This is a genomic window from Shewanella sp. 125m-1, assembly GCF_052977065.1.
In genome coordinates this window covers 63,984-87,184 of record NZ_JBRILT010000014.1, presented here as the reverse complement: position 1 = coordinate 87,184, position 23,201 = coordinate 63,984, and the positions used below count along the sequence as shown (strand labels likewise).

The window sequence follows — 23,201 nt, the reverse complement described above, 5'->3', positions numbered from 1 at the left end:
CCTAAAGGGATCCTTGAGTACCATGTCGCAGTCCTTGCTCAGTCGGGTCTATATTAATGATACGATTTCTAACGGATGACTTAAGAGACAATAACGGTTTCTTGGCTGGTTAACGTTACAATAACGCGGCGCTCTAATGCACGACCTTTACGTGAATCAGCATGGGCATCTTGATCACCGATGGCATCAGTATCAATACGCTCTACATCAACACCGTGAGAAGTTAAGTATGCTTCTACCTGCTGTACACGCTTTTCTGACAGCTTAAGATTGTATTGGCTATTACCTTGGTTATCAGATTGGCCATTGAGTAAAATAACATCTTGAACGGTTTGCTTAGAAAGCTGGATCACGTCATCCAATTTTGCCTTCGCTTCGCTATTGAGTTCTGCTGAGTCGAAACCAAATAGCACCGCGACACTGCTTTGTTCTGTGACGACTTCATATTCAGGTGCTGGTACTGGCTCAGGTCTAGGCATTGGCTTAGTTTGCTTTTCGATAACAGCGGGTAAGATCGCTGCGGTTGTTGCAGCAGGCTTAACACCAAAGCGGTAAGTTAACTGTAGGCCAACAGTTTGCGCATCCATGTTTGCCGTGTTCCATGCCGTTTCATCAATGTTAGCGAAACGACGGTATTTAGCTGAAATCGCCAATGAGTCTGTGATGTTATAGCCCACGCCAGCGCCAAAGTAAGGAGCCGTATCGGTTGCGCTAACGTATTGGTTAGCGTTTATTTGGTGAGATAAATGATACTGGAAAGCACCCGCTTCACCGGTTAAGAACCATTTTTCAGACAGTGGCAATGTACCAACAAGGCCTAAAGTAAAGCCATCAACATCTATCGATTGGCTACCGTCTAAACCACCCCATTGGTGAGTGTCATCATCAGTCCCCAGATCTTGCCAGCCAGCTTCAAAGGCCAGGTATTTGTTTAGTTGATAACCGACTAGGGCATTCCAGGCTAAGTCGCTGTCGTCGCCTAGATGGCTTATCGCGTCTACTGACTCATAGTTGCTTTGGCCTGCGCCTGCGCCAATGTACCAAGTATTATCCACGTCTGCCGCGTTGGCATATCCGCATGTACTTAATAATGCTAATGCGAGCACTGTTTTGTTCATCATATTGTCTCCATTGAATTTTAATATACTTTATCTGTGCATCTTTCAATGGTGGCATTCTGCAGTATTCGTTAAATCAGAGCGATACAGCAAAACGAATAACGATTATTTGTTTTACTTATGACTTGTGGCTGATATGACTCTTAATAGCCTAAAAATGGTTTGTGGCTGGCTTTTGTTATAAGTAGATTAGATGATGAAAAATACCAATACATAGCGGCTCAGGGGGAGCCGCTATGCTGAAGTTTAGCTTAGGGTTCTTGAATATGAATTTGTCTAACTGGGCAGGGGATCTCTATATTGGCTTGCTTGAGGGCTTTAAAGAGAGCGGCATTGGTTTGGTATTTGTCCTGGTAATAGCTTTGGGTTGGTACCCAATAGCGAATGCCTATCTCGATACCAATACTATTAAAGTCATTAACGCCGATTTGCGCCTTATCACCCTGATAGACCTTGGAGCTGTCGCTTAATACTTTAGCAAGCAGAGCAATGACCTGCTCAGGATCAGATTGATAACTGATATTGAACTTTGTTTCGACCAGCTTATTTGCAAAAGAGTTATGTAAGATCTCACCGACAATATGTTTATTGGGGATATTAATCTCTTCACCTTCTTCATTGGTTAGCACTGTCATGCCTAAATGGATATCTTTAACAAGTCCACCGACCCCTTTAATTTCGATGGTGTTACCGACAATAAAAGGCCGGGTGACAATAATGGTGATACCAGCTGCATAATTTGAAAGCATGCCCTGTAGCGCAAGACCTGCACCAAGAGATGCGGCGCCTATTGCGGCGACCATAGGGGTTACGCTGATCCCTAGTTTGCCTAAGGCAATAATACCGACCATGGCGATGACTAAGATGCGGACAAAGTTACTGGCAAAATTGCTGAGAGTGATATCAATATCGTGCTTTTCAAAAATGCGCGTAACAAGGTTAGCTGTTTTAGCAGCGATCCAGATCCCGATTAAAAAGATAATGATGGCACCAAGAATACTGAAGCTATATTGCACCAGAAATTCAGTAATTGCAGAGTAAGCATTTTGCAACTGCGCGATCTCTTGATCTAGGCCTTGCTCATTCATGTTAACTATCCTTTATGACAACTTATTTTCTGATTAGCTTATACCAATTTTGCGAAATAATTAACTCACTGAAATAAAACTGTTTTGTAACTTATAATTTATACATGTATAGCCAGAGAAACATTTGGTTTTGAATGTCAGTAGGCTTTGCGTGAAGAGGATCATGCTTTGCTGTTAAGTTTACTGTTGCTCTGTATAGAATAGGTTACTCTTTCTGCTAATTCTAATTTGCCGAGTTCAATTATGAGAGCTGTTATTTTCGTTTTATGTAGCATGTTAGCCACGTCAGTTTGGGCCAATGAGTATAAAGTTGGTGATCAAATCACAGACATCAAGTTACAAGATCAACACGAGGCTCAATATCAAGTTGATAGCACAACAACGCGTGTATTGTTCAGTCGTAGTATGGATGGCGGCACCTTAATTCAAGAAGCATTGGAAGCTGAACCTGAGCTAGTCAAAGATACTGCATTAGTTTATGTGGCAGATATTAGTGGCATGCCGTCACTGATCGCTCGTTTTGTTGCTCTACCTCAGTTTAAGAAATTTCCTTATAGAGTGGCGCTAGACAATGAAGGTGAGCAAACCAAGCCATTGCCAGCGATAAAAGACCAAGCGACCCTGATAGAGTTGACTAATAATCAGATCACTAATATTACATTTTATGAGACAACTGAAGCACTGCAGGCTGGGTTGAAGTAGTCGCCTACGCATTTGATGTAAAAAAGGGCGCTAAGCGCCCTTTTTAATGTTTGTATTTCGGTTAAGCCGAACGTTCTTTCAAGATATCGTAGATCTCTTCTTTTAAATGTAACTTCTGTAGTTTGAGCTCATGCACTTCAGGGGTGTAGTCGCTTGCACTGTGCTGCTCCAGGTTCTTTATTTCCTCATCGAGCTGGTTGTGCTTGTTAAACTTCTTCTGAAAATGCGCGTCAGATGTTTTTAACTGACTGATAAGTTCTCTGTATTCTGGAAACATGCAGGCGTCCTTCTTGCTGGTTTTATGGCGACTTTTCGTTTGGTTCAACTTTAAACTAGCGCGATTTTTAGTCGTTAAATGTGACATTGATCAAGTAATGAACGATTGATTTGTTTATCTAAATCTACAACTGTTTTTAGTCGATAATCCCACTGTAATACAAGATAGTTATAGTGAAAAAAACGGTCGTTTAATCAGTAATGTTGAGACGGTGCTAACTATCTAAGTTGTTGCTAATATTGCTTTATTTCATATAATATCCACTTGATATGCCTGCATTATTCGCACGTCATCTGCGCTGCCCTATCACTGGCAGAATAGGTGAGAGCTGCTATATTCTAGCTCTATTCTTTGATTGATTTAGTAACTAGATTACGACATATCATTTACTCTTGGCGGGTAAAGTGTGATCTACTTAACCTTTTTGGCGTCAAGACTAGGTTAAAGTCGAATTAATAAGATTTATAAATTCAAAAATGAAAGGGGTTTTCACGATGTCTGATGTATTTCATTTAGGCCTGACTAAAGAGATGTTAGATGGTGCTAGTTTAGCGATCGTGCCAGGCGATCCAGAGCGTGTTAAGCGTATTGCAGAGTTGATGGAGAATGCGACATTTTTAGCGAGCCATCGTGAATATACCAGCTACCTGGCATATATCGATGGTAAGGCAGTAGTGGTGTGTTCTACTGGTATTGGTGGTCCATCAACTTCTATTGCAGTAGAAGAATTGGCTCAACTTGGTGTGCGTACTTTCCTACGTGTGGGTACCACAGGTGCAATTCAGCCGCATGTAAATGTGGGTGATGTGATTGTGACTCAAGCATCAGTACGTTTAGATGGTGCAAGCTTACATTTTGCGCCAATGGAATACCCTGCGGTAGCAAACTTCGAATGTACAACCGCTATGGTTGCAGCGAGTCGTGAAGCGGGTCTTGAGCCTCATATTGGTATTACTGCATCGTCAGATACCTTCTATCCAGGTCAAGAACGTTACGACACAGTTTCGGGTCGCGTCACTCGCCAGTTCAAGGGCTCTATGCAAGAGTGGCAAGACTTGGGTGTATTAAACTATGAAATGGAGTCTTCAACGCTATTTACCATGTGTGCATCACAAGGTTGGCGTGCGGCATGTGTTGCTGGGGTGATTGTTAACCGTACTCAGCAAGAGATCCCTGATGAAGCGACAATGAAGAAAACCGAAGTAAGCGCGGTATCAATCGTGGTTGCAGCAGCGAAGAAGTTGCTTGCATAAGTTGACACTCATGCAATAAAAAAGGCGCTATATGCGCCTTTTTTTGTGTTCTAAACCGTCGCATTAATAGCAAAGATTAGAAGTGATACTTAGCAATCACTGAAAATGTATTTTGAACGATACCATCGACACCGTACTTGTTTTTCCAGTAATCGTATTCGATACCCACAAATAGCTTGTTCTGCTTATGCTCGCCTAATACAACAGCGCCTAAGTCATATTTTAGTTGCGGATTGAAGTGAAAGTTTGTCTCGTAAGCACCTTCGTCAGCAGCAAATACCCAGTCAAAGAAACCGTCAAATACGATGTTGGAGTTACCAACAGGGAAGTCCATTCTAAAAGCGGGTGATAACTGCCAACCGTCACTGATGTTGTCACTACTCATAGCGTGTCGACGGTAGGTGTTAAGTTGAAAGTAGCTGAAGTAAGGGATCTTGATATCCATACCCACACCGTATAAGAAGCTCTTAACTGGGCCTTCGCCTTCTTCAAGCGTTAGCGCCAGTGATAGATCGGTAACTGGACCGAAACCAACTGTTTTGCCTAATATCTTGCCGGCACTAAAACGAGTCGAGATCTCACCATAGGTGGTGTTGTCTTTATTGGCATTAGAGCCATTAAAGTAAGTCACATCTTGGAAGGCAAACCAGTCACCGTATTTCCAATCACCAGCGGTTTCAAATGTGAGGGTCGTTTGCTTCTCAGATGGCGCTAAATCATAATTTTCGCCATAAAGCGCAGTGACGCTGGCGTCCCACCAGTTAACCATATTATCAGCCATCGCCGTAGGGCTAACCAATAAAGCTAAACAAAGTAGTTTGTTGTTCATCGTAAAACCTTCTTATTTTTATGAGATCTAGGGTGCAGCTAATTTGAAATAAACTAAACATGTGTTTCATTGGCGGGGAATATAGGGGTTGTGCGAACAATGTTCAAATGGTTTGTCATTATTTTTCGAGCTTATGGTCATCGTCTCACGGTAATGCCTTGAATAAATGCTAATTAGTAGTTTTTAAATCGTGTCATTATTGTGTATTAAAACAAACGCGCTATAACTGCCGGACAACTTTTTACTCTTGATAAAGGCCGTGATAGGGTTGCGATAGCTGAGGGTTGACAGCTTTAGTTACATTTATGGAATACTGAATGCTGACATATTATGTCGCACAAATGATGCGCAACTGATATAGTCATTGCTTGACTCTTTCATTTCAGGGGGAAATATGGAGTTTTCAAATCCCATCTTTATCTGGGCATGTATCGGCATTATTCTTATGTTGGCAGAGATCATTTTACCAGGTGGTATTGTGATTCTTTTAGGCGCGGCTTGTTTGGTTGTAGCAAGTGCTTTGGCTATAGGTTTAGTCGAAGGTATAGTACAAAGTTTAACGCTTTGGTTTATCGCATCTATGGTTCTCTTACTGGCATTTCGCCAGATCACACAGAAGTTGATTGGCGGAGACGCTCACATTGACAACACAGACGAAGAGTTGGAAATTTATAATCAGCTCGCTATCGTCAAACAAACAATTGGTCCGGCTCAACAAATGGGGCGGATTGAATTTCAGGGCAGCGAATGGTCAGCTTTGGGAGATGGTAGCGAGATTGCCGCCGGCTCACAGGTTAGGATTATCTGTCGAGATAATATTGCGTTAGTGGTTGAGCCTATAGAGGCTGACAATGAGCACTTCGTAAAAGAAAAGTAATCGCTTTAAGGAAGGAATCTATTTATGTTTGCATTTACACTCTTTGTTCTATTTGTTTTTTTTATCCTCTATAAGTTGCTGTTAATTGTGCCTATGCGTGAGGTCAATGTGATCGAACGTTTAGGAAAGTTTCGTACAGTGCTGCAGCCAGGATTTCATTTCTTGATCCCGTTTTTTGACCGGGTGGCTTATAAACATGAAATCCGTGAGCAAGTACTTGATGTGCCGCCACAAAGTTGTATTTCAAAAGATAATACTCAGTTAGAAGTCGATGGCTTAGTCTACCTAAAAGTGATGGACGGTAAGCTTGCCAGCTACGGTATTGAAGATTATCGCCGCGCTGCGGTGAACCTTGCCCAAACGACCATGCGCTCAGAGATAGGTAAGTTGAGCCTTAGTCAGACATTCTCGGAGAGAGATAGCCTTAATGAATCGATTGTACGTGAGATCGATAAAGCCTCTGATCCTTGGGGGATCAAGGTGCTGCGTTATGAAATTAAGAATATCACTCCATCTCGTAAAGTTATTCATACTTTAGAAAAACAGATGGAAGCAGAGCGCAGTAAGCGCGCTGAAATCACCTTAGCAAATGCCGAAAAGGCAGCGATGATTAATTTATCTGAAGGTGAGCGCCAACAGGCGATTAACTTGTCTGAGGGGGAAAAACAGCGCCGGATTAATGAAGCAAAAGGTACCGCACAAGAGATCGCGATTGTTGCCAGAGCAAAAGCGGAAGGTATGGAGCTTGTGTCTGCGGCTCTTGCTAAAGATGGCGGTAATGAAGCGATGAACATGCAGCTAAAAGAGCAGTTTATTGCCCAAGTCGGTAAGATTTTAGCTGAAGCTGATGTGTCGGTGGTCCCGGCAGAGCTGGCTAAGATTGAAGGTTTTTTCGAAGGCATGGAACAGGTCACTAGTGCCGTGGCTGCCAATTCAGTAAAAGGAGCACGCTAATGATTGCAGGAATTGATACCGATTTAATTGTTATGGCTATTTGGGGCTTAATCTTTGCTATTTTTGTGATTAAGTTATTTCAATCGATCCGTTTAGTACCAACAAAATCAGCTTATATTGTTGAGCGTTTAGGTAAATATCATTCCACCTTAGATGCGGGCTTTCACGCCTTAATCCCCTTTGTCGACAAAGTATCTTACATACACGATCTAAAAGAAGAGACGATTGATGTACCACCGCAAGAGTGCTTTTCTTGTGATGAAGTGAATGTGGAAGTCGATGGTGTTATCTATATCTCGGTCGTTGACCCCGTTAAAGCCAGTTATGGTGTGACAGATTACCGATATGCGGCGATTCAATTGGCGCAAACGACGACGCGCAGCGTGATTGGAACCCTAGATTTAGACCGCACTTTTGAAGAGCGTGACGTGATTAGTGCAAAAGTGGTTGAAGTGCTAGATCAAGCTGGTGCCATGTGGGGCATACGAGTGCATCGTTATGAAATTAAAAATATCACGCCACCAGAAACGGTTAAAAATGCGATGGAGATGCAGGTAAATGCTGAGCGTGAGCGTCGTGCATTATTGGCCAAGAGTGAAGGTGATAAGCAGAGTAAGATCAACCGCTCTGAAGGTATTAAAACGGAAACCATTAATCACTCAGAAGGTGAGATGCAGCGCCGTATTAACGAGGCAGAAGGTAAGGGCGAAGAGATCTTAACCATTGCACGTGCAACAGCGGAGTCGATTGAGCGTATGGCAATGGTAATTGCAGCGCCTGGTGGTAAGAATGTGGTGCGTATGCAGTTAGGTGCGCAATACTTAAAGCAGCTTGATGGAGTCAGTACTGGTCAGAGTAAGGTCATTTTACCGGGTAATATGATGGACTTTGATCACTGGATGAATAGTATTGGTTTAGAAGAAAGCAAAAAGTAACATATTGATACTTAATAAAAATACTAGATTCAGAAATGGGTCTAGTATTTTTTTATGCTTTTTTGTCTATAAAGCTATTGTGATTAGCGGTAAACAGCTGCAAATTCTAGGTGTAAAGATTAGTCATTTTTTCGGTTCAGTTAAATAACTTTTAAGGTTTCAGATTCATTTTTTAATGCGTTTTTTTGATGTACTTTTTTGTAGCGAAAGCCAATTTTTAATAGCTCTTTTAGCGGTACAGGCTTACTGATCAAGAAGCCTTGAGCGTAATCGCACATCATAAAGCTTAACTCGTCGAGTTGCTCCTGAGTCTCTACTCCCTCAGCAATCACTCTAATGCCTAAAGCGTGAGCCATTTCAATCGTGGCGATAATAAGGTCATTACTCTTATCGTCTTTATTCATATCATTAATAAAGCTACGATCGATTTTCAGTATGGTAAATGGGTAAGTTTTTAAATAACTAAGAGAAGAGTAGCCGGTACCAAAATCATCCATTGAGATACAAAAACCGGCTTGGCTTAACTCCATTAATGCACCTAGCGTATAAGCATGACCGCTGAGTAGTACGCCCTCAGTGATCTCCAACTCAAGATCCTCAGGTTTCATGCCGAACTGATTAACGTTATCAATAATGGTTTGTACCAGCTTTGGATTCCTAAATTGACGAGGCGAAAGGTTTATTGCGACCCTAAACTTGTCATTAAATTTTTTCTGCCAAATTTGTGCAGTCTCTAATGCTTGCTGTAGAGCAAACTCCCCCATAGGCTCAATCATGCCGGTTTGCTCGGCAATCGGAATAAACTCCGCAGGAGATACGTTACCCAACGCCGGATTGCTCCAACGTAACAGTGCCTCTGCCCCCATAATGCTGCCATCTCTAATGTCGAGTTGGATCTGATAATGAACTCTAAGCTCACCACGCTCTAAGGCACCGTGGATCTGTTCTTCGATAGCCAGACGGCGAGAGACCTCCTTGTTCATTGCATGGGTGAAGTAAGAGTAAGTGTTACGGCCAATACTCTTAGTATGGTACATGGCTGAATCGGCATTTCGTAATAGTTCAGAAGGGGTTTCACCATCGTTAGGGTAGATGGCGATACCGATACTCGCGGTGAGAATGAGTTGACGATTGTCGATATAAAATGGCTTTCTAAAACCACTGATGAGGTTTTCCGCCAGAGGTTGGGCATCGTTCGCGCTCGAAAGGCCGTCGAGTAAAATAATAAACTCATCGCCACCTAAGCGGCCTACAGTATCTTCGGCTCTGGTGGTTTTTAATAGACGCTTAGAGGCTGTGATGAGTAATTGATCTCCTGCTTCATGACCCAGTGAATCGTTAATTTTTTTGAAATCATCCAAATCAAGGAAGATGACAGCGAGCATTTTGCCGCTTCTTTCACTGGCATTCACTAACTGTTCAAGACGTTTTAACGCCAAGAAGCGGTTAGGCAGATCGGTTAAGGCATCATAATGGGCCTGGCGACGGATCAGTTCTTCCGCTTTCTTGCGTTCACTATTGTCATAAAAAGAGATGATGGCACCATTGCTTTGATTATGTAGCGTCAGTGGTTGTAAGTTGTACTCGACGGGGAAGTGAGTACCATCAGCCTTCCAAAAAATATCTTTTTTGATAGCTTCAAGATCTTGTATTGATAGTTCAAAATCCTGTGCGTTATCTTGTTGATAAAGTAGTTGTTGGATATTTGAATTGAATAGGAGGTCAGGGTGGTTATAGCCTAATAGTCGTGCACATTGTGGGTTGGCAAAAATGCATTGCCCTTTGCTGTCAACGGCATAAATCGCAACATCTATAGCATCTAAAATCGTTGAGAAGAGTTGAGTCTCTGCTTGGCGTGACTCAATCGCTTGAGTTTGAATCACTGCCGCAGTTAAGCTTTCATTGGCGTGTTTAAGGCTGTCTTCTATGTTACCCAGTGGCACATTGTGAGTGCGAGTGGGCTGCGATGTTTTGTGTCTTTGCACATGGTTGTTTTCTCTGGCTTTTACTCGTTGATTGAGGCGAGTCGAGTGGTGATGTAACTGCCAGCTCAGCAGGCTCAGAACGATAATATTAGCCAGTAAAAATAGCGGCAGCATCATTGATAATGTTGAGTGTTGGCTAGAGAGATCTAATAACCAAAATAACCCTATGCTGGCGTTGAAAATAACCATGACTAGGCATAGGTTCTTAGAGATGATTGAGCGCTTTGTATTTGGTTGCATACCTTAGATCCTCAAGCAGCTTTGAGGATTTAATTGCAATTGAAAATGAGTTAACAAGGCTGTCGTATAGCGAAGATGCTCTAAAAAAGTAGAGTAAAAGGCACAATGGTCTTGGTAGAGTAAGAAAAACTGGGTTTTTGGATAAACCATATTTAGTCCTTTAAACAATCAGCAATCAAATCCGTTGATTACTTTTTTGAACTAAGTATAGGACTTAAATCAATAAATGGTAGATTAGCTCAATGCTAACAAAATACCCGCTGATGTATTGACAATTTTTCATAGATAAATCAGATGCTAATCAATGAGATATTATTTAGAATTACGCTAATAACCCAATTAATTGAGTAACAGAGTTAACAATGACGATTGAAAGAATTGAAACCGCAGCCCGTATGAGCCGTATCGTAAAGCATAACGGTACCATCTATTTATGTGGCCAGGTGGCTAAGGATGCTGAGCAGGGCATTGAGGAGCAGACTCGTACCATGCTAGAAAAAGTCGATAGTTTACTTGAGCAAGCGGGCAGCGACAGAGAGCATATTTTATCTGCCACTATCTATATTAAGGATATGCAGTATTTTGCCCAAATGAACGCAGTTTGGGATGCATGGGTTCCAGCAGGGCATGCACCCGCACGCGCCTGTGTTGAAGCTAAAATGGCGCGCGAAGCGCTGTTAGTTGAAATTTCAGTGGTTGCTGCTGAAAAAGCTTAACCTTAGGCCGACCCATTACCGAGGTGGATTTTCGCTTCGGTAACTCTATTCCCTCTTCGATTTTAACCCAGTGCAATCGCGCTAATTCTATCCCCGAGTTCCTAGGTTCTGTTATACTTCTCGCCTGATTTTTTGGAGGCAATAATGGACGTATCATCTTTACTCGACGGCCTAAACGACAAGCAGCGCGAAGCTGTTGGTGCACCGCAATCTAGCATGCTAGTTTTGGCGGGTGCAGGTAGTGGCAAAACGCGGGTATTAACCCATAGAATTGCCTGGTTGATGCAGGTTGAACAGCAAAGCCCTTATGCCATTTTAGCGGTAACTTTTACCAATAAAGCGGCGAAAGAGATGCGCGAGCGAGTTGAAAAAGTCGCTGGTGGCAATGTGGGCCGTATGTGGATCGGCACCTTTCACGGCTTAGCCCATAGATTGCTACGTACCCATTATAAAGATGCTAATCTTCCTGAGAGCTTCCAGATCTTAGATTCAGACGATCAACTGCGTCTAATCAAACGTATTCTAAAAAGCCTTAACTTGGATGAGAAGCAGTATCCGCCAAGACAAGCCCAAGGTTATATCAATGGTAAGAAAGACTTAGGTCTACGCCCATCGCATATCGATGCTGGCGGTTTTCCGATTGAGCAAAACTTACTGAAGATCTACCAAATCTATCAAGACTCATGTGACCGTGCTGGCCTGGTAGATTTCGCTGAAATCCTGCTAAGAGCGCATGAGTTATGGCTCAACAAACCGCATATTTTGGATCATTACCAAGATAGATTTAAGCACATATTGGTGGACGAGTTCCAAGATACCAACGCCATTCAATATGCGTGGATCCGCGTGCTTGCAGGTTCAACTGCCAACGTGATGATCGTTGGTGATGATGACCAGTCTATTTACGGCTGGCGTGGCGCTCAGGTTGAAAATTTACATAAGTTCTTAGCTGATTTCCCTGCAGCGCAAACCATTCGATTAGAGCAAAATTACCGTTCAAGCGGCAATATCCTTAATGCTTCGAATGAGCTGATTGCCAATAACCCAGACCGCATGGGCAAAAAACTGTGGACCGACGACAAAGACGGCGAGCCGATAGGGCTGTATTGTGCGTTTAATGAAATGGATGAAGCGCGCTTTATCGTTGGTCGCATTACTGACTGGCAAGATGAAGGCGGCAAGCTTGAAGATTGCGCCATTTTATATCGTTCAAACGCTCAGTCACGTGTATTGGAAGAAGCTTTGCTACACAAAGGTATCGCCTATCGTATTTATGGCGGCCTGCGCTTCTTCGAGCGTCAAGAAATTAAAGACGCCATGGGTTACTTAAGGCTTATCAACAATAAAAATGATGATGCCGCCTTTGAACGTGTGGTGAATACCCCAACCCGTGGTATTGGCGACCGTACCTTAGACATTATTCGCACGACTGCACGCCAACAAGAGATGACCTTGTGGGAAGCGAGTGTTCGCTTACTAGAAGAGAAAGTCCTTGCTGGGCGCGCCGCGAATGCAGTGCGTGGCTTTATGGATTTGATTATCGCCATGCGAATGGACACCGACGAGCAATCTTTGCACCGCATGACAGACCATGTTATTCAAACATCGGGTCTTAAGGCGATGTATGAAGCGGAGAAGAGTGAAAAGGCGCGCGCTCGTGTTGAGAACTTAGAAGAATTGGTCACGGCTGCACGCAGCTTTGTGATGCCTGAAGAAATTGAAGATATGGGTGAGCTTAATGCTTTCTTGTCGCATGCGGCATTAGAAGCCGGTGAAGGCCAGGCGGACGAGTTTACCGATGCGGTGCAATTGATGACATTGCACTCGGCCAAAGGTCTTGAGTTCCCAATGGTATTTATGGCAGGGGTTGAAGAAGGTTTATTCCCAAGCCAAATGGCGATTGATGAGGGGGATCGTCTCGATGAAGAGCGCCGCCTTTGTTATGTGGGTATGACCCGCGCCATGCAAAAGCTGTATATCACTTATGCTGAGTCTAGACGTATCTATGGCCGTGAAAGCTTTGCGAGACCGTCGCGTTTTGTTAAAGAGATCCCAGAGCAATATGTGCAAGAGATCCGCATGCGCACTCAAGTGTCAGCGCCTGCAGTGAGCACTCGCTTTAGCAAGCAAGACGATAGCTTCAATGATTCAGGTTTTAAGATAGGTCAACGTGTTATGCACCCGAAATTTGGTGAAGGCACAGTGACCAATTATGAAGGTAGTGGTGCGCAGGCACGTATTCAGGTTAACTTTTTCGACGTGGGCAGCAAGTGGTTAGTGATCGCTTACGCCCGTTTAGAGAAGGTGTAATACAGCTAAGCAGTTATAGATAGCAGCTTGGATATTACGCGATTAACGACCATTGAATCTAAGGCTGAGCGTGAAGCTCAGCCTTATTTTTAGCCGATAAAACCGGCACTGATTTTATTTATCTCAATACTGGTTGAATACTGTTACAGCTCAGTCATAATGCGGTTACAAAACTAAGGCCGAAGACGTTGTAGGAGAGCCTAATCATGAATGTAAGGGATAAACTAGACGTTTATATGCGACTCGCGCGTATGGACCGTCCCATTGGTACCTTGTTGTTATTGTGGCCCTGTTTGATGGCCTTAACGTTTGCCGCTGGTGGCTTGCCCGATCTTAAGGTCTTTATTATTTTTGTTATCGGCGTGGTGGTGATGCGAGCCTGCGGCTGTATCATCAACGACTATGCCGATAGGGATCTTGACTCGCATGTGGAGCGCACTAAAGCCAGACCGCTCGCGAGCGGTGAAGTCTCAAGTAAAGAGGCGCTACTCTTGTTTGTCGTCATGGCACTGCTTGCTTTCGCTTTAGTGCTAATGCTCAATCCTCTGGTGGTCAAACTTTCTATTGTCGGTATTATTCTTACCATTATTTACCCCTTTACCAAACGCTACACTAATATGCCGCAAATGTTCCTCGGCACAGTGTGGAGCTGGTCTATTCCTATGGCCTATGCAGCCCAAACTGGCGCGGTACCGATTGAAGCGTGGTGGCTATTTGCTGCTAACTGGTGCTGGACTGTGGCGTATGACACCATGTACGCCATGGTGGACCGCGATGATGATTTGAAGGTTGGTATTAAGTCTACAGCGATTCTATTTGGCCGCTACGACAGGCAGATTATTGCAGCGTTTCAGTTTGCGGCACTAAGCTGCTTTATTATTGCGGGCATGCTTGCTGGCCGGGGTGAGATTTACGGCCTAGGTATTTTGGCCTTCATTGGTTTTGGTGTTTATCAACAAAAATTGATTTATGGCCGCGAACGTGGACCTTGCTTTACTGCCTTTTTAAATAATAACTGGGCGGGTTTTGTGTTGTTTACTGCACTGATATTAGACTATTTAGTCCTAGGTTAAGCGCTAAACCCACTGAGCTCTTCATATAAGCTTTCATATCAAGTTAGTCATATAAAACGTCTCATAATGAGGCGTTTTTTTATGCCCCAAGTAGGACTTCGATTAGCTTCCCTTTCGTATACAACAGAGCCAGATATTCCTGACTATACTCATACCAATCAGCTAGCCCTTATAAAGGGTCATCTAAATGACATATTGGCTAGCTAACGTATCGGGTAGTAAACACAAAGGGATTTGGTGGCTACGGAGGGATTATGGCAGCTTGGAATACGACTTATGAGGCGGGGCAGTGGGCCGATTATGAGTTAGCTCTATTGTGTATCAGCGTCTCTATTTTACTTATTTGGTTATTGGTCAGTCGCTTTAAGCCCCAAGGGTTTATTCGTTGGACATTCGCAATAGTGAGTTGCGTAGCCCTTAGTGGGTTATGTTTAACCAGTCGGGTTGATGCATTGCAATTAAATTCATTGCTAACTAAAGGGCGGAACATCGAGGTACTTGATGGTCAGTACCGTTATGGTGAGTATCGTTTTCCTCATAACTCTGCCCATGGTGTCGACTTTCGAGAAATTCACATAGGTCAACGCATGTTAAAGCTCTATCACGGGGGATATTTAGAGCATAGTCGCTGTTATCGCGACTTTTATAACAGCAATAATTTTAGTGACAATATAGAGCTGCGTTTGTACATACATTGGTATGAGCATAAGTTCACTCATAAAAGTGCCAAGGTTGTAATCAAAACGCCCTGTATCTTGAAAATCGAGCAGCGCGGGATCAGTTAATCGGTATTAAATTATTGCAGTATTGTCACGGTATAAGCTTGAACTTCTCTGAGTTATTTATTTAGTTGGTTGGTGATGTCTGCGCCTCATTTACGTGCAGAGTTCACCTTGTCACCGGTTTCAATGACCCTTCAAAATCTTTTGCATTTAGCTACGCCCGCCCTAATCCGCTGCGCAATTCTTATCATTAACAGCCATATTTATCTGGCCAAATAATAGCCTTTCGCCTTCTTTTATGGCAATAGCGTTACTATATCTGCTATAACAAATACTTAACAACCATCAAGGGTCTTAGAATGCGTCGTAGCGTTAAGTACCGCTTAATATTTTTGTTTTGTGCCATTATGGTCTATTCGGCAGGTTTTTACTGGCTGCCAGAGTCAATGGTAACTCCTGTTGAACAGTGGCTAACCGTTGCCAGCTCGATTGGCTATTTTGTGTTATTGCCTGCAATTTATGGCTACTGCATTATCTATATTGGCCAGCAGCATTGGTGGAAAATGTTGCTTATATTCAGTTTGAGTAGTTTGAGTAGTTTGATGGCGCGATTTAGCTTTCCTACCGAACTTGCGAGTTATTTCGAGTTTATTAGTTGGATCCGCTATCCGATTATTGTGGTGCTATTGATGCTGCAAGTAACGCTAATATACCGCGTGGTTAAGTCTTTATGGCAAGGGCGAAAATTACCCGGTGATCCGCGCCTACATATCCATGATGGCGTGCAAGGCAAGCCTCTAACTGAAAAAGCACTGCAAGCTCATGGCGTGGCAATGACATTGGCGATGGAAGTGGTGAACTGGTTTTATGCTTTAAATCATCTATCTAGGCAGCACCCGCCAGCACTGTGCAAACTGCAACTTTGGTCAGCTTCGCGTTGGCACTACTTGTTAGTTAACTTAGGTATATTGTCGGCTACGGTACTGAGTTATTGGCTGTTGGCATCATGGAGTGTGATTGCCGCCATTTTAGTCTCGAGCTTTATTGGTTACTGCTTAGTGATGGCGAGGGCGAACTATCGTCTTGCTCGCTATTACAGTGTCTACTTACATCAGCAATATTTGGTGATTAATGCCGGCGTCTGGGGCTTTATTATGTTGCCGTTAACTGACATCGAAGCCATCAATGTTGGCCAGTATCGCCGCAGTAAGTTATTAAGTGATGATGGGACGAAAGAACAAACCGAGCAGGTGCACTTAGGCCGTGGTGACAGTAATGTACAGATAAAACTGAAGGTTCCACAGCGTTATTATGGCGCTATGAGTATGTTACCAGAAGATATACAGCAGCTGTATTTACATGTTGATCAGCCTACAGCGCTAACGGAACTCATCAACGTAGCGCAAGCGGCTTAGTTATATTCTTGTCTGAGTTGATATTTGAATAGACCAATACAGCAAGATAGCTGCTGTATTGGTTTGAAGCAAAATTATGCTTTAACTAACTTTTCTAGATCGGCAGGGCGGTAGTAAACCGACTTAAGCACCTTACCTTGACGAACTATTTTACCGGCCATATCAACGTCTTTAGCGCACTTGGCAATGATAAAATCCCCCTTGGTGCTACCCACAATTTCCACGCCTTGCTTGGCGTAAAATTCGACAGTCTCAGCAAGCTCTTGCTCGTTACGGCACACCTTGCTCATATTGCTTGAGTGCACTTCATCCCAACAGGTGACAAAGTCGATCTCACGGTTTTTGGCCACATGTAAAAGTAAATCGATAACGTAGCTGATTTCAAGACGATCACTCACTTGAGTTGCGCCTAAATGCACTAACCTGCCCATTAATACATAAATTGAATCGACGATAGCATCGGCTTGCTCTACACGGCTATCGGCCTCAGCAAGCTCGGTTAGCTCTTCTATCGCAAGCGATGTGTGTAGCGTATCGGCTTTATCATCCAGAGTGCTGATATCTTCAATCGGTAGATCGAAAGTTAAGCGAAACTCTCGAATATCGCGATATAAGTGATCGTATAGTGGCTGATCCAAAGCGGATAATTTCATCGGTAATATGCCTTTGCTGCTAAATAGATTTAAGAGTCGCCATACTAAAGAAATGAGTCTGCAAAGGAAAGCCGTGCTGCGTAATTGAAAATGTCTGAGTGGGGGCGGATCAGGTCTTAAGGCTAAGTAATAGTATCAACAAGCTATTGATTTATTGTGCTCTAGAGCTCAGTGATATTGTAAGGTGAGCCACAATTTCAGCTTGGATCTGATTGATTAAGTTTTGACTGTCTTGATGAGTCAGATCAAGCTCGAACCAGCCATCGGTACCCATGATAGAAAATTGGGTCATAGTGATCGTTTTTGCTTGCTGTATTTCGCCCTGGAGCTTAACGATTCCTATACTGGTGCTTAATCGGCTAATGCTAAAATGACTCATAATTATGGCTTCACTTCCTCAGTTTCTGCTCATTTAACTTCTTATTTTAACTGCTCATTGAAATGCCTTATTTAAGCAGTGATATAAACATCGCTGCTCACTCTATTTTTGATATAAGCCATAAGAGTCATGCTTCCAACTTATTTTGCATAATTGTTGCCATTTTAACCGATAAACCATTCTGAGATGAATTTTTATCACGCGTTAGGTGGGTTTTTAAATATGGGTATTGTTTGCATATTTAATCGATATAGAGTGATTAGTTTGAATGGCTAGGCTATTTTCATATGCTCGAAAGACTAGGGTGGCACCAGCGCCCAAGCTCCACGCTAGACGGTGTTGTTAATTTTATGTAAGGATGCTGCTCCAGCCTATCGCTCATATCCATAACATTTAGCTGTTCTGCTCGTCGTAAAGGCGACCCGTTACAGCGTTGAGTGCTTAGCATAGGTAAGAATAATAAGAGGATACCTCATGAGCTCCAATAATGATCTTCAACAGTCAGAGTCGGTGACTATTGACCCTATAGAAGATAGTCGACATCGCGCTCCTTCACTGCTCGACGCCCTGATCCCGATAATCGCTTTGGTCATGATGCTCACTGCCGCCGTGTATCTGTTTTCGTCCGACAGCTCCTACGGTGCCAATCAAATCGCTTTGATTATGGCGGGCTGTATCGGCTTACTTATCGGTTGGAAAAATGGCTACAGCTGGACTGAGATGGAGCAAGGAATTGTTCGCAGTATAGGTGTCGCAACGGGCGCCATATTAATCTTATTCACAGTCGGTTCTTTGATAGGAGCTTGGGTGCTCGCAGGTACGGTGCCCACCATGATCTATTACGGTATGTTAGTGCTCAACCCTGAGTATTTCTATGCGGCCTGTTGCTTACTATGCGCCGTGGTGGCGATCAGTATCGGTAGCTCGTGGACAGTCGCAGGTACCTTAGGCATTGCCTTGGTCGGTGTGGCTTCGGCTATGGGGCTTAATGTGGAAATTACTGCCGGTGCCATCATCAGTGGCGCCTATTTTGGTGATAAAATGTCACCAATGTCAGACACCACTAATTTGGCTCCTGCGGTCGCGGGCACGGATATATTCAGTCATATTCGCCACATGATATGGACGACTGCCCCCAGTATCATTATCGCCATGATTGGCTTTTTAATCTTAGGTTTTAACACCCAGGCGAGCGTCGATAATAATAACTTTGAAACGACCTTATACCTTATTGATACGCAATTTAACCCCGGTGCTCATCTGTTATTACCACTACTTGTGGTGTTGATCTTGGCCTGGAAAAAAATCCCGGCATTTCCGACTGTAATAATCGGTACCATCGCAGGTGCTGTATGCGCGGCACTATTTCAGTTTGAGAATGTGGTCAAGTTTGCCAATGATGCCAGCCTAATGCCCGTGGTTGCACTGGTGAAAGGTATTTGGGTAGCGATGTTTAACGGCTACACAGCTAACACAGGTGATGAAGTATTAGATAATCTCCTCAGCCGCGGTGGCATGAGCAGCATGATCAATACAGTGTGGCTCATTTTATGCGCCATGACCTTTGGCGGTATTATGGAAGTCACAGGCCTGTTAAAGCGTATTTTGCAAAGTATCTTAGGCCTAGTGAAATCAAGTGGTAGCTTGATTTTGACAACGTTAGCGAGTGGTATAGGTGCCAACTTAATTACCGCCGATCAGTTTATTGCCATCGTGCTACCTGGACGCATGCTTAAAGTGGAATACGCTAAGCGCGGCTTAGCCCCTGTTAATCTAAGTCGTGCGCTAGAAGACTCAGCCACTATTACTAGTCCGTTAATTCCGTGGAACACGTGCGGCGCCTATATGGCCAGTACTCTTGGGGTGGCGACAGTGGCTTATCTGCCTTATGCCTTTTTTAACTTAGTCTGCCCGTTGATTAGTGCTGCTTACGCAAAATATGATTTTAAGATTGAGCGTATAGAGCCGGTTGAAAAAAATCCTGTTACAGCGGTTGGTTAGTAAACGCTAAGCAAAAAAAAGCCTTGTCAGTTAGTCCCCGACAAGGCGTTTGGCCGTAGCAATTAATAACTGTTATTAATGCAGCAATTAGCAAAGCCAAATATCACCATGGAGAGGGTGAAAATCACTTTAGGACCTAGGACCTAGGACCTAGGATCTTGAGCCTTGATCCTAGAACTAACGCTTCGCGTACTTCGCCGTCAGCTTTTCAAGGTAAGGTTGCACCTCTTTGTCGCCCCAATCGAGGTAGCCACGCAAGAAACCCACAAGGTTACCCGAGCCGTCAAATACATAAGTTGCAGGGACAACGTCAGCAGGCATCACCTGATCGATGCTTTTCTTTGGGTCTAACCAGGTCTGATAATGGCCAAGTTTATGGCGCTCTAAGAAAGCTTGCACCTTGTCACTCTCTTCATCGATAGAGATAGGTACCACCACCAAGTCGTTATTCTTATTCACTTGGCGGATGTTTTCCATCTGCGGGATCTCTTTAATGCACGGTGCACACCATGTGGCCCACAGATTCACTAGCACCAGCTTGCCCTTAAACTGTTTTAGGCTGATCTCATCGCCCTTGGTGTCGGTAAACTTTACTTCAGGTACTGATCGCGCCGATTGCATTTCGATAAAGCGTGACATAATTAGCGGCTTTTCAATGGCGTCACCAGTGTTATAAACCTTGGTTGAAGCAACTTGCGCCTGAGCTGGCATAAGCAAAGATGAGAGCACCAGTAAGCCGCTCAGCAGGTGTGTTTTATTCATAGGTGTTAGCCTTCATGTCTTGATGTTTACGTTGTTCACGGATCCACATTACTGCAAACGCAATAATGCCAAATAGTAGCAATATCGGCCCAAACCACAGCACCGCCGTTGCGGCTGAAAAGCTAGGTTGGTATCTGATTTTTTCGCCATAGCGTTGTACTAAAAAGTCGATGATCTCAGCTTTGGACTCACCTTGTTCTAGCATTAAAAAAATCTGACCTTTAAGCTCGCTCGCAATCGGTGCCCCCGAATCAAATAGGTTTTGGTTGACCGACATCGGGCAGCGAAGCTCGTGGGCGATTTCAAAGCCCAAATCACGAATTTGATCTTGGGTGTAGTGGATTTTGTCGCTAGCCGCTTGGGCTGACGCTTGCACCGAAAGACTGATGCACAGCAAAATAGCCAAGCCTGCTAACAAGCGGATTAACGATGAGGTGTAAGCTTTACTCATGCGAGTTCTCCTGCTTTACAGGCTGCAGTTTTACAGGCAGCAGCTTGATACGGTGTGTTAGCTGTTTGGCAGCTACGCAGGCGTAGCTGATAAAGACCAGACAGCGCAGCAATAACGCCGCCAAGCATCATCATCAAGCCGCCAATCCAGATCCAGCAAGCTAGCGGTTTATGGCTAATACGCACTAAGTATTCAGTCTCGCTAAGCTGCTGACCGCTAGATACATACAGGTCGCGCACTAGATTGCGCATAATGCCTGCTTGAGTCGTCTCCATGGCGTTGGTTTTAAAGGTTTGACGCTGAGGGGTAATGTAACCAACAAAGTTATCATCGCTATCGGTTACACGAATATTGGCCTGAATCGCGGTGTAGCTCTTAGCGTCCACATCAACCGTATCTTCATATACAAAGGTGTAGCCTGCCACGACTTTACCTTGGCCTGGACCCATTCTTAATAGCTCTTGGGTTTCAAAGTTAGATACCGCCGTGGCGCCGATAATGGTGATTGCCACGCCAAAGTGAGCAATCATCATCGCCGACTTGGTAGCGATAACCGCTAAGCCTTGCTGGCGAAGGCTAAATACTAAATAACTTAATGTCAGCACCACCCAGCTTGCCGCCGTTGCGCCAAGCCATACCCAAGGGGTAAAGCCGTCGCGAGTTTGCATGGCCACTAATACACCTATGGTGGCAGCTAGCGCGAAAAGTCCTGCAAGTGGGTATAAGCGATTTAACGACTGCTGTTGCCACTTGAGCAATGGCGCCGCGCCCATGAGCAATACCGCCACGAAGGTGAGCGGCACAAAGATGCTATTGAAATAAGGTGCACCCACCGACAGCGTACCTAAATTAAGCAGTTCAAATAGCAGCGGGTAGAAGGTTCCGAGTAATACAGAGATAGCCGCCACCACTAATACGATATTACCCAGCAGCATTATGGTGTCGCGCGATAGTAGCGCAAATTCCGACTTGGATTTTATCAGGTTGGCTTTTAGGGCAAACAGGGTAAGCGCGCCACACACGAATACCCCAAGCAGGAATAGAATCGACATGCCGCGAGTGGGATCTGAGGCAAAAGCATGCACCGACTGCACAATGCCAGAGCGCACCAAGAAGGTGCCGAGTAAACTCAAAGAGAACGCCAATAAACACAGTAATAAGGTGGCTATTTTAAAGCTGCTACGTTGCTGGCTCAGTACGACACTGTGCAGCAGGGCGGTGGCTACCAGCCAAGGAATAAACGAGGCATTTTCTACCGGATCCCAGAACCACCATCCGCCCCAGCCAAGCTCGTTATAAGCCCACCATGAACCAAAGGCATTACCGCCCGTTAAGAATACCCATGCCATGAGCGCCCAAGGGCGCAGATAACTGGCGTGCTGTTGAGTAAATTGGCCGCCAAGCAAAGCCGCAATCGCCGCAGCAAAAGTAACAGTTAACCCCACGTAGCCTAAAAACAGCATAGGTGGATGGAAGATAAGCCCTATGTCTTGCAAAATGGGGTTAAGGTCGCGACCCTCAATTGGAAAGTTAGGTAGCAAGCGGGCAAAAGGATTAGAGGTAAACAGCATAAACAAGTTAAAGCCTGCAATCACAAACGCCAATATAGCAATCATGCGGCCAATAAACAGTGGGTCTTGATAGCGCGATGAAAACACGATTAAACAACCCCAAATCGCGATGGATACCACCCAAAACAACATGGAACCCTCATGGCTGCCCCACACCGCGGCCACTTTATATAAGGTCGCTAATTGAGTATTGGAATGATTGGCAACATAGGCCACTGAAAAGTCATCAAGCAGGAAAGAGATCAATAAACACAAAATAGAGGCGCTAATGGTAACGGTCATTAATGCTGTTAATGACTTTACATAGCTAAACAGGTAGCTATTTTTTGTATAAGAAGCATAAAGAGGGATAAATGAAAGCAACAAGGCCGACACAGTGCTAATTATTAGAAAAATAAGTCCGAGTTCTGGGATCATCTTAATTATATTCTCTATGTTCTAATAAATTATTGGGTTGGTTATATTCTTTTATTAATGTTTTTTCTGTGTGGTTTAATATTAGTTTCTAGCCGTTGTTATATAGCTATTCTTACTTTTCATTAATTCACTACTTTATGTGCAACTATTCAAGCAAAGCCTTAAACAGGCCGTTAAGGCTAAGGGTAGGGTATATTAGTGAAGTGTTTTGTGACCTCTCTAACCTTTATTGCACTCCAGCTACGCAGTGATATTTTTTCACGTCTAAAGGCGCTTTTTTTAGGTTCTTTTAGATATCAAAAAATGCTATTACAAATGAAAAACACACTCGGTAGTTTTGTTTAAGTTGTTGTATGTAATGTGTTTTCACTGGTTTTTTACTATCTGCACTTTTCTAGATCTCATTTCTTGCAGTGACGCATATTTTTCGCAAAAAAGATGTGGAAAATAGCGTCAACTCAATTGTTCAGTTG

The 23,201-nt window shown here is 43.8% G+C and carries 21 protein-coding genes; 11 read left to right on the top strand and 10 right to left on the bottom strand.

All coding sequences use genetic code 11. The annotated features are described in order from the left end of the window. Window positions 1-80: 80 nt before the first annotated feature. Together ACVBIK_RS08785 and ACVBIK_RS08780 are read right to left on the bottom strand one after the other, a co-directional pair. Window positions 81-1,121, bottom strand: coding sequence for an outer membrane beta-barrel protein (locus tag ACVBIK_RS08785; RefSeq protein WP_447160823.1), 1,041 nt, complete (start codon window positions 1,119-1,121; stop codon window positions 81-83). 248 nt (window positions 1,122-1,369) lie between these two features. Further along, on the bottom strand, window positions 1,370-2,206 hold the full coding sequence (locus ACVBIK_RS08780; RefSeq protein ID WP_447160824.1) for a mechanosensitive ion channel family protein: 837 nt from the start codon (window positions 2,204-2,206) through the stop codon (window positions 1,370-1,372). Between the two features lie 243 nt (window positions 2,207-2,449). Here ACVBIK_RS08780 and ACVBIK_RS08775 point away from each other — a divergent pair, with 243 nt between their 5' ends. Next, complete coding sequence (locus ACVBIK_RS08775) at window positions 2,450-2,908, top strand: hypothetical protein (protein ID WP_447160825.1); 459 nt, start codon at window positions 2,450-2,452, stop codon at window positions 2,906-2,908. Between the two features lie 61 nt (window positions 2,909-2,969). Here the strand turns inward: ACVBIK_RS08775 and ACVBIK_RS08770 are convergent, their stop codons facing one another. Then, window positions 2,970-3,185, bottom strand: a complete 216-nt coding sequence (locus tag ACVBIK_RS08770; RefSeq protein WP_447160826.1) for a YdcH family protein — start codon at window positions 3,183-3,185, stop codon at window positions 2,970-2,972. A gap of 494 nt (window positions 3,186-3,679) precedes the next feature. On the opposite strand from ACVBIK_RS08770, the gene udp reads away from it, so the two are divergent. Then, window positions 3,680-4,438 carry a uridine phosphorylase gene (gene udp, locus ACVBIK_RS08765; protein ID WP_447160827.1) on the top strand — a complete coding sequence of 253 codons (759 nt, stop codon included), beginning with the start codon at window positions 3,680-3,682 and terminating at the stop codon, window positions 4,436-4,438. Window positions 4,439-4,514: 76 nt separating this feature from the next. Here udp and ACVBIK_RS08760 read toward each other — a convergent pair whose 3' ends face one another. Continuing rightward, window positions 4,515-5,267 (bottom strand): outer membrane protein OmpK, encoded by a 753-nt coding sequence (locus ACVBIK_RS08760; protein ID WP_447160828.1) that lies wholly within the window; start codon window positions 5,265-5,267, stop codon window positions 4,515-4,517. A gap of 394 nt (window positions 5,268-5,661) precedes the next feature. Here ACVBIK_RS08760 and ACVBIK_RS08755 point away from each other — a divergent pair, with 394 nt between their 5' ends. Genes ACVBIK_RS08755 through ACVBIK_RS08745 form a run of 3 tightly spaced genes read left to right on the top strand, consistent with a single transcriptional unit; the run spans window position 5,662 to window position 8,033 of the window. Further along, entirely contained in the window at window positions 5,662-6,144 is a 483-nt protein-coding gene (locus ACVBIK_RS08755; protein WP_447169496.1) for an NfeD family protein, read from the top strand. A 24-nt stretch (window positions 6,145-6,168) separates the two neighbouring features. Further along, window positions 6,169-7,098, top strand: coding sequence for an SPFH domain-containing protein (locus tag ACVBIK_RS08750; protein ID WP_447160830.1), 930 nt, complete (start codon window positions 6,169-6,171; stop codon window positions 7,096-7,098). Continuing rightward, the gene (locus tag ACVBIK_RS08745) at window positions 7,098-8,033 is read left to right on the top strand and encodes an SPFH domain-containing protein (protein WP_447160831.1); all 936 of its coding nucleotides are present in this window, start codon (window positions 7,098-7,100) and stop codon (window positions 8,031-8,033) included. Before ACVBIK_RS08750 ends, ACVBIK_RS08745 begins: the two co-directional genes overlap by 1 nt. A gap of 140 nt (window positions 8,034-8,173) precedes the next feature. Here ACVBIK_RS08745 and ACVBIK_RS08740 read toward each other — a convergent pair whose 3' ends face one another. After that, complete coding sequence (locus ACVBIK_RS08740; RefSeq protein WP_447160832.1) at window positions 8,174-10,258, bottom strand: putative bifunctional diguanylate cyclase/phosphodiesterase; 2,085 nt, start codon at window positions 10,256-10,258, stop codon at window positions 8,174-8,176. A 362-nt stretch (window positions 10,259-10,620) separates the two neighbouring features. On the opposite strand from ACVBIK_RS08740, the gene ACVBIK_RS08735 reads away from it, so the two are divergent. The 5 genes from ACVBIK_RS08735 to ACVBIK_RS08715 all read left to right on the top strand — a co-directional run bounded on the left by ACVBIK_RS08735 (window position 10,621) and on the right by ACVBIK_RS08715 (window position 16,494). Beyond that, window positions 10,621-10,974 (top strand): RidA family protein, encoded by a 354-nt coding sequence (locus tag ACVBIK_RS08735; protein ID WP_447160833.1) that lies wholly within the window; start codon window positions 10,621-10,623, stop codon window positions 10,972-10,974. Window positions 10,975-11,118: 144 nt separating this feature from the next. After that, entirely contained in the window at window positions 11,119-13,284 is a 2,166-nt protein-coding gene (gene uvrD, locus ACVBIK_RS08730; protein ID WP_447160834.1) for a DNA helicase II, read from the top strand. Window positions 13,285-13,490: 206 nt separating this feature from the next. Beyond that, entirely contained in the window at window positions 13,491-14,357 is an 867-nt protein-coding gene (ubiA, locus tag ACVBIK_RS08725; protein ID WP_447160835.1) for a 4-hydroxybenzoate octaprenyltransferase, read from the top strand. Between the two features lie 254 nt (window positions 14,358-14,611). After that, a complete protein-coding gene (locus ACVBIK_RS08720) occupies window positions 14,612-15,142 on the top strand; it encodes a hypothetical protein (RefSeq protein ID WP_447160836.1) in 531 nt (176 codons plus the stop codon). Between the two features lie 296 nt (window positions 15,143-15,438). Further along, complete coding sequence (locus ACVBIK_RS08715) at window positions 15,439-16,494, top strand: hypothetical protein (protein ID WP_447169495.1); 1,056 nt, start codon at window positions 15,439-15,441, stop codon at window positions 16,492-16,494. Between the two features lie 74 nt (window positions 16,495-16,568). On the opposite strand, the gene ACVBIK_RS08710 is transcribed toward ACVBIK_RS08715, so the two are convergent. Together ACVBIK_RS08710 and ACVBIK_RS08705 are read right to left on the bottom strand one after the other, a co-directional pair. Continuing rightward, window positions 16,569-17,147 (bottom strand): nucleoside triphosphate pyrophosphohydrolase family protein, encoded by a 579-nt coding sequence (locus tag ACVBIK_RS08710; protein ID WP_447160838.1) that lies wholly within the window; start codon window positions 17,145-17,147, stop codon window positions 16,569-16,571. A gap of 151 nt (window positions 17,148-17,298) precedes the next feature. Beyond that, window positions 17,299-17,526 carry a hypothetical protein gene (locus ACVBIK_RS08705; protein WP_447160839.1) on the bottom strand — a complete coding sequence of 76 codons (228 nt, stop codon included), beginning with the start codon at window positions 17,524-17,526 and terminating at the stop codon, window positions 17,299-17,301. A 474-nt stretch (window positions 17,527-18,000) separates the two neighbouring features. Here ACVBIK_RS08705 and nhaC point away from each other — a divergent pair, with 474 nt between their 5' ends. Further along, on the top strand, window positions 18,001-19,527 hold the full coding sequence (nhaC, locus tag ACVBIK_RS08700; RefSeq protein WP_447160840.1) for a Na+/H+ antiporter NhaC: 1,527 nt from the start codon (window positions 18,001-18,003) through the stop codon (window positions 19,525-19,527). 177 nt (window positions 19,528-19,704) lie between these two features. Here nhaC and ACVBIK_RS08695 read toward each other — a convergent pair whose 3' ends face one another. From ACVBIK_RS08695 to ACVBIK_RS08685, 3 genes are read right to left on the bottom strand one after another with little or no spacing between them, the layout of a single operon-like run. Further along, complete coding sequence (locus tag ACVBIK_RS08695; RefSeq protein WP_447163876.1) at window positions 19,705-20,289, bottom strand: TlpA family protein disulfide reductase; 585 nt, start codon at window positions 20,287-20,289, stop codon at window positions 19,705-19,707. Further along, the gene (locus ACVBIK_RS08690) at window positions 20,282-20,740 is read right to left on the bottom strand and encodes a cytochrome c-type biogenesis protein (RefSeq protein WP_447160842.1); all 459 of its coding nucleotides are present in this window, start codon (window positions 20,738-20,740) and stop codon (window positions 20,282-20,284) included. Before ACVBIK_RS08690 ends, ACVBIK_RS08695 begins: the two co-directional genes overlap by 8 nt. After that, window positions 20,737-22,728, bottom strand: coding sequence for a heme lyase CcmF/NrfE family subunit (locus tag ACVBIK_RS08685; protein WP_447169494.1), 1,992 nt, complete (start codon window positions 22,726-22,728; stop codon window positions 20,737-20,739). The genes ACVBIK_RS08690 and ACVBIK_RS08685 overlap by 4 nt, the downstream gene beginning before the upstream one ends. Window positions 22,729-23,201 lie beyond the last annotated feature (473 nt).

Coding starts and splice junctions, on each gene's coding strand:
- ACVBIK_RS08785 (WP_447160823.1), bottom strand. CDS start 1,121: ATGATGAACAAAACAGTGCTCGCATTAGCATTATTAAGTACATGCGGA.
- ACVBIK_RS08780 (WP_447160824.1), bottom strand. CDS start 2,206: ATGAATGAGCAAGGCCTAGATCAAGAGATCGCGCAGTTGCAAAATGCT.
- ACVBIK_RS08775 (WP_447160825.1), top strand. CDS start 2,450: ATGAGAGCTGTTATTTTCGTTTTATGTAGCATGTTAGCCACGTCAGTT.
- ACVBIK_RS08770 (WP_447160826.1), bottom strand. CDS start 3,185: ATGTTTCCAGAATACAGAGAACTTATCAGTCAGTTAAAAACATCTGAC.
- udp (WP_447160827.1), top strand. CDS start 3,680: ATGTCTGATGTATTTCATTTAGGCCTGACTAAAGAGATGTTAGATGGT.
- ACVBIK_RS08760 (WP_447160828.1), bottom strand. CDS start 5,267: ATGAACAACAAACTACTTTGTTTAGCTTTATTGGTTAGCCCTACGGCG.
- ACVBIK_RS08755 (WP_447169496.1), top strand. CDS start 5,662: ATGGAGTTTTCAAATCCCATCTTTATCTGGGCATGTATCGGCATTATT.
- ACVBIK_RS08750 (WP_447160830.1), top strand. CDS start 6,169: ATGTTTGCATTTACACTCTTTGTTCTATTTGTTTTTTTTATCCTCTAT.
- ACVBIK_RS08745 (WP_447160831.1), top strand. CDS start 7,098: ATGATTGCAGGAATTGATACCGATTTAATTGTTATGGCTATTTGGGGC.
- ACVBIK_RS08740 (WP_447160832.1), bottom strand. CDS start 10,258: ATGCAACCAAATACAAAGCGCTCAATCATCTCTAAGAACCTATGCCTA.
- ACVBIK_RS08735 (WP_447160833.1), top strand. CDS start 10,621: ATGACGATTGAAAGAATTGAAACCGCAGCCCGTATGAGCCGTATCGTA.
- uvrD (WP_447160834.1), top strand. CDS start 11,119: ATGGACGTATCATCTTTACTCGACGGCCTAAACGACAAGCAGCGCGAA.
- ubiA (WP_447160835.1), top strand. CDS start 13,491: ATGAATGTAAGGGATAAACTAGACGTTTATATGCGACTCGCGCGTATG.
- ACVBIK_RS08720 (WP_447160836.1), top strand. CDS start 14,612: ATGGCAGCTTGGAATACGACTTATGAGGCGGGGCAGTGGGCCGATTAT.
- ACVBIK_RS08715 (WP_447169495.1), top strand. CDS start 15,439: ATGCGTCGTAGCGTTAAGTACCGCTTAATATTTTTGTTTTGTGCCATT.
- ACVBIK_RS08710 (WP_447160838.1), bottom strand. CDS start 17,147: ATGAAATTATCCGCTTTGGATCAGCCACTATACGATCACTTATATCGC.
- ACVBIK_RS08705 (WP_447160839.1), bottom strand. CDS start 17,526: ATGAGTCATTTTAGCATTAGCCGATTAAGCACCAGTATAGGAATCGTT.
- nhaC (WP_447160840.1), top strand. CDS start 18,001: ATGAGCTCCAATAATGATCTTCAACAGTCAGAGTCGGTGACTATTGAC.
- ACVBIK_RS08695 (WP_447163876.1), bottom strand. CDS start 20,289: ATGAATAAAACACACCTGCTGAGCGGCTTACTGGTGCTCTCATCTTTG.
- ACVBIK_RS08690 (WP_447160842.1), bottom strand. CDS start 20,740: ATGAGTAAAGCTTACACCTCATCGTTAATCCGCTTGTTAGCAGGCTTG.
- ACVBIK_RS08685 (WP_447169494.1), bottom strand. CDS start 22,728: ATGATCCCAGAACTCGGACTTATTTTTCTAATAATTAGCACTGTGTCG.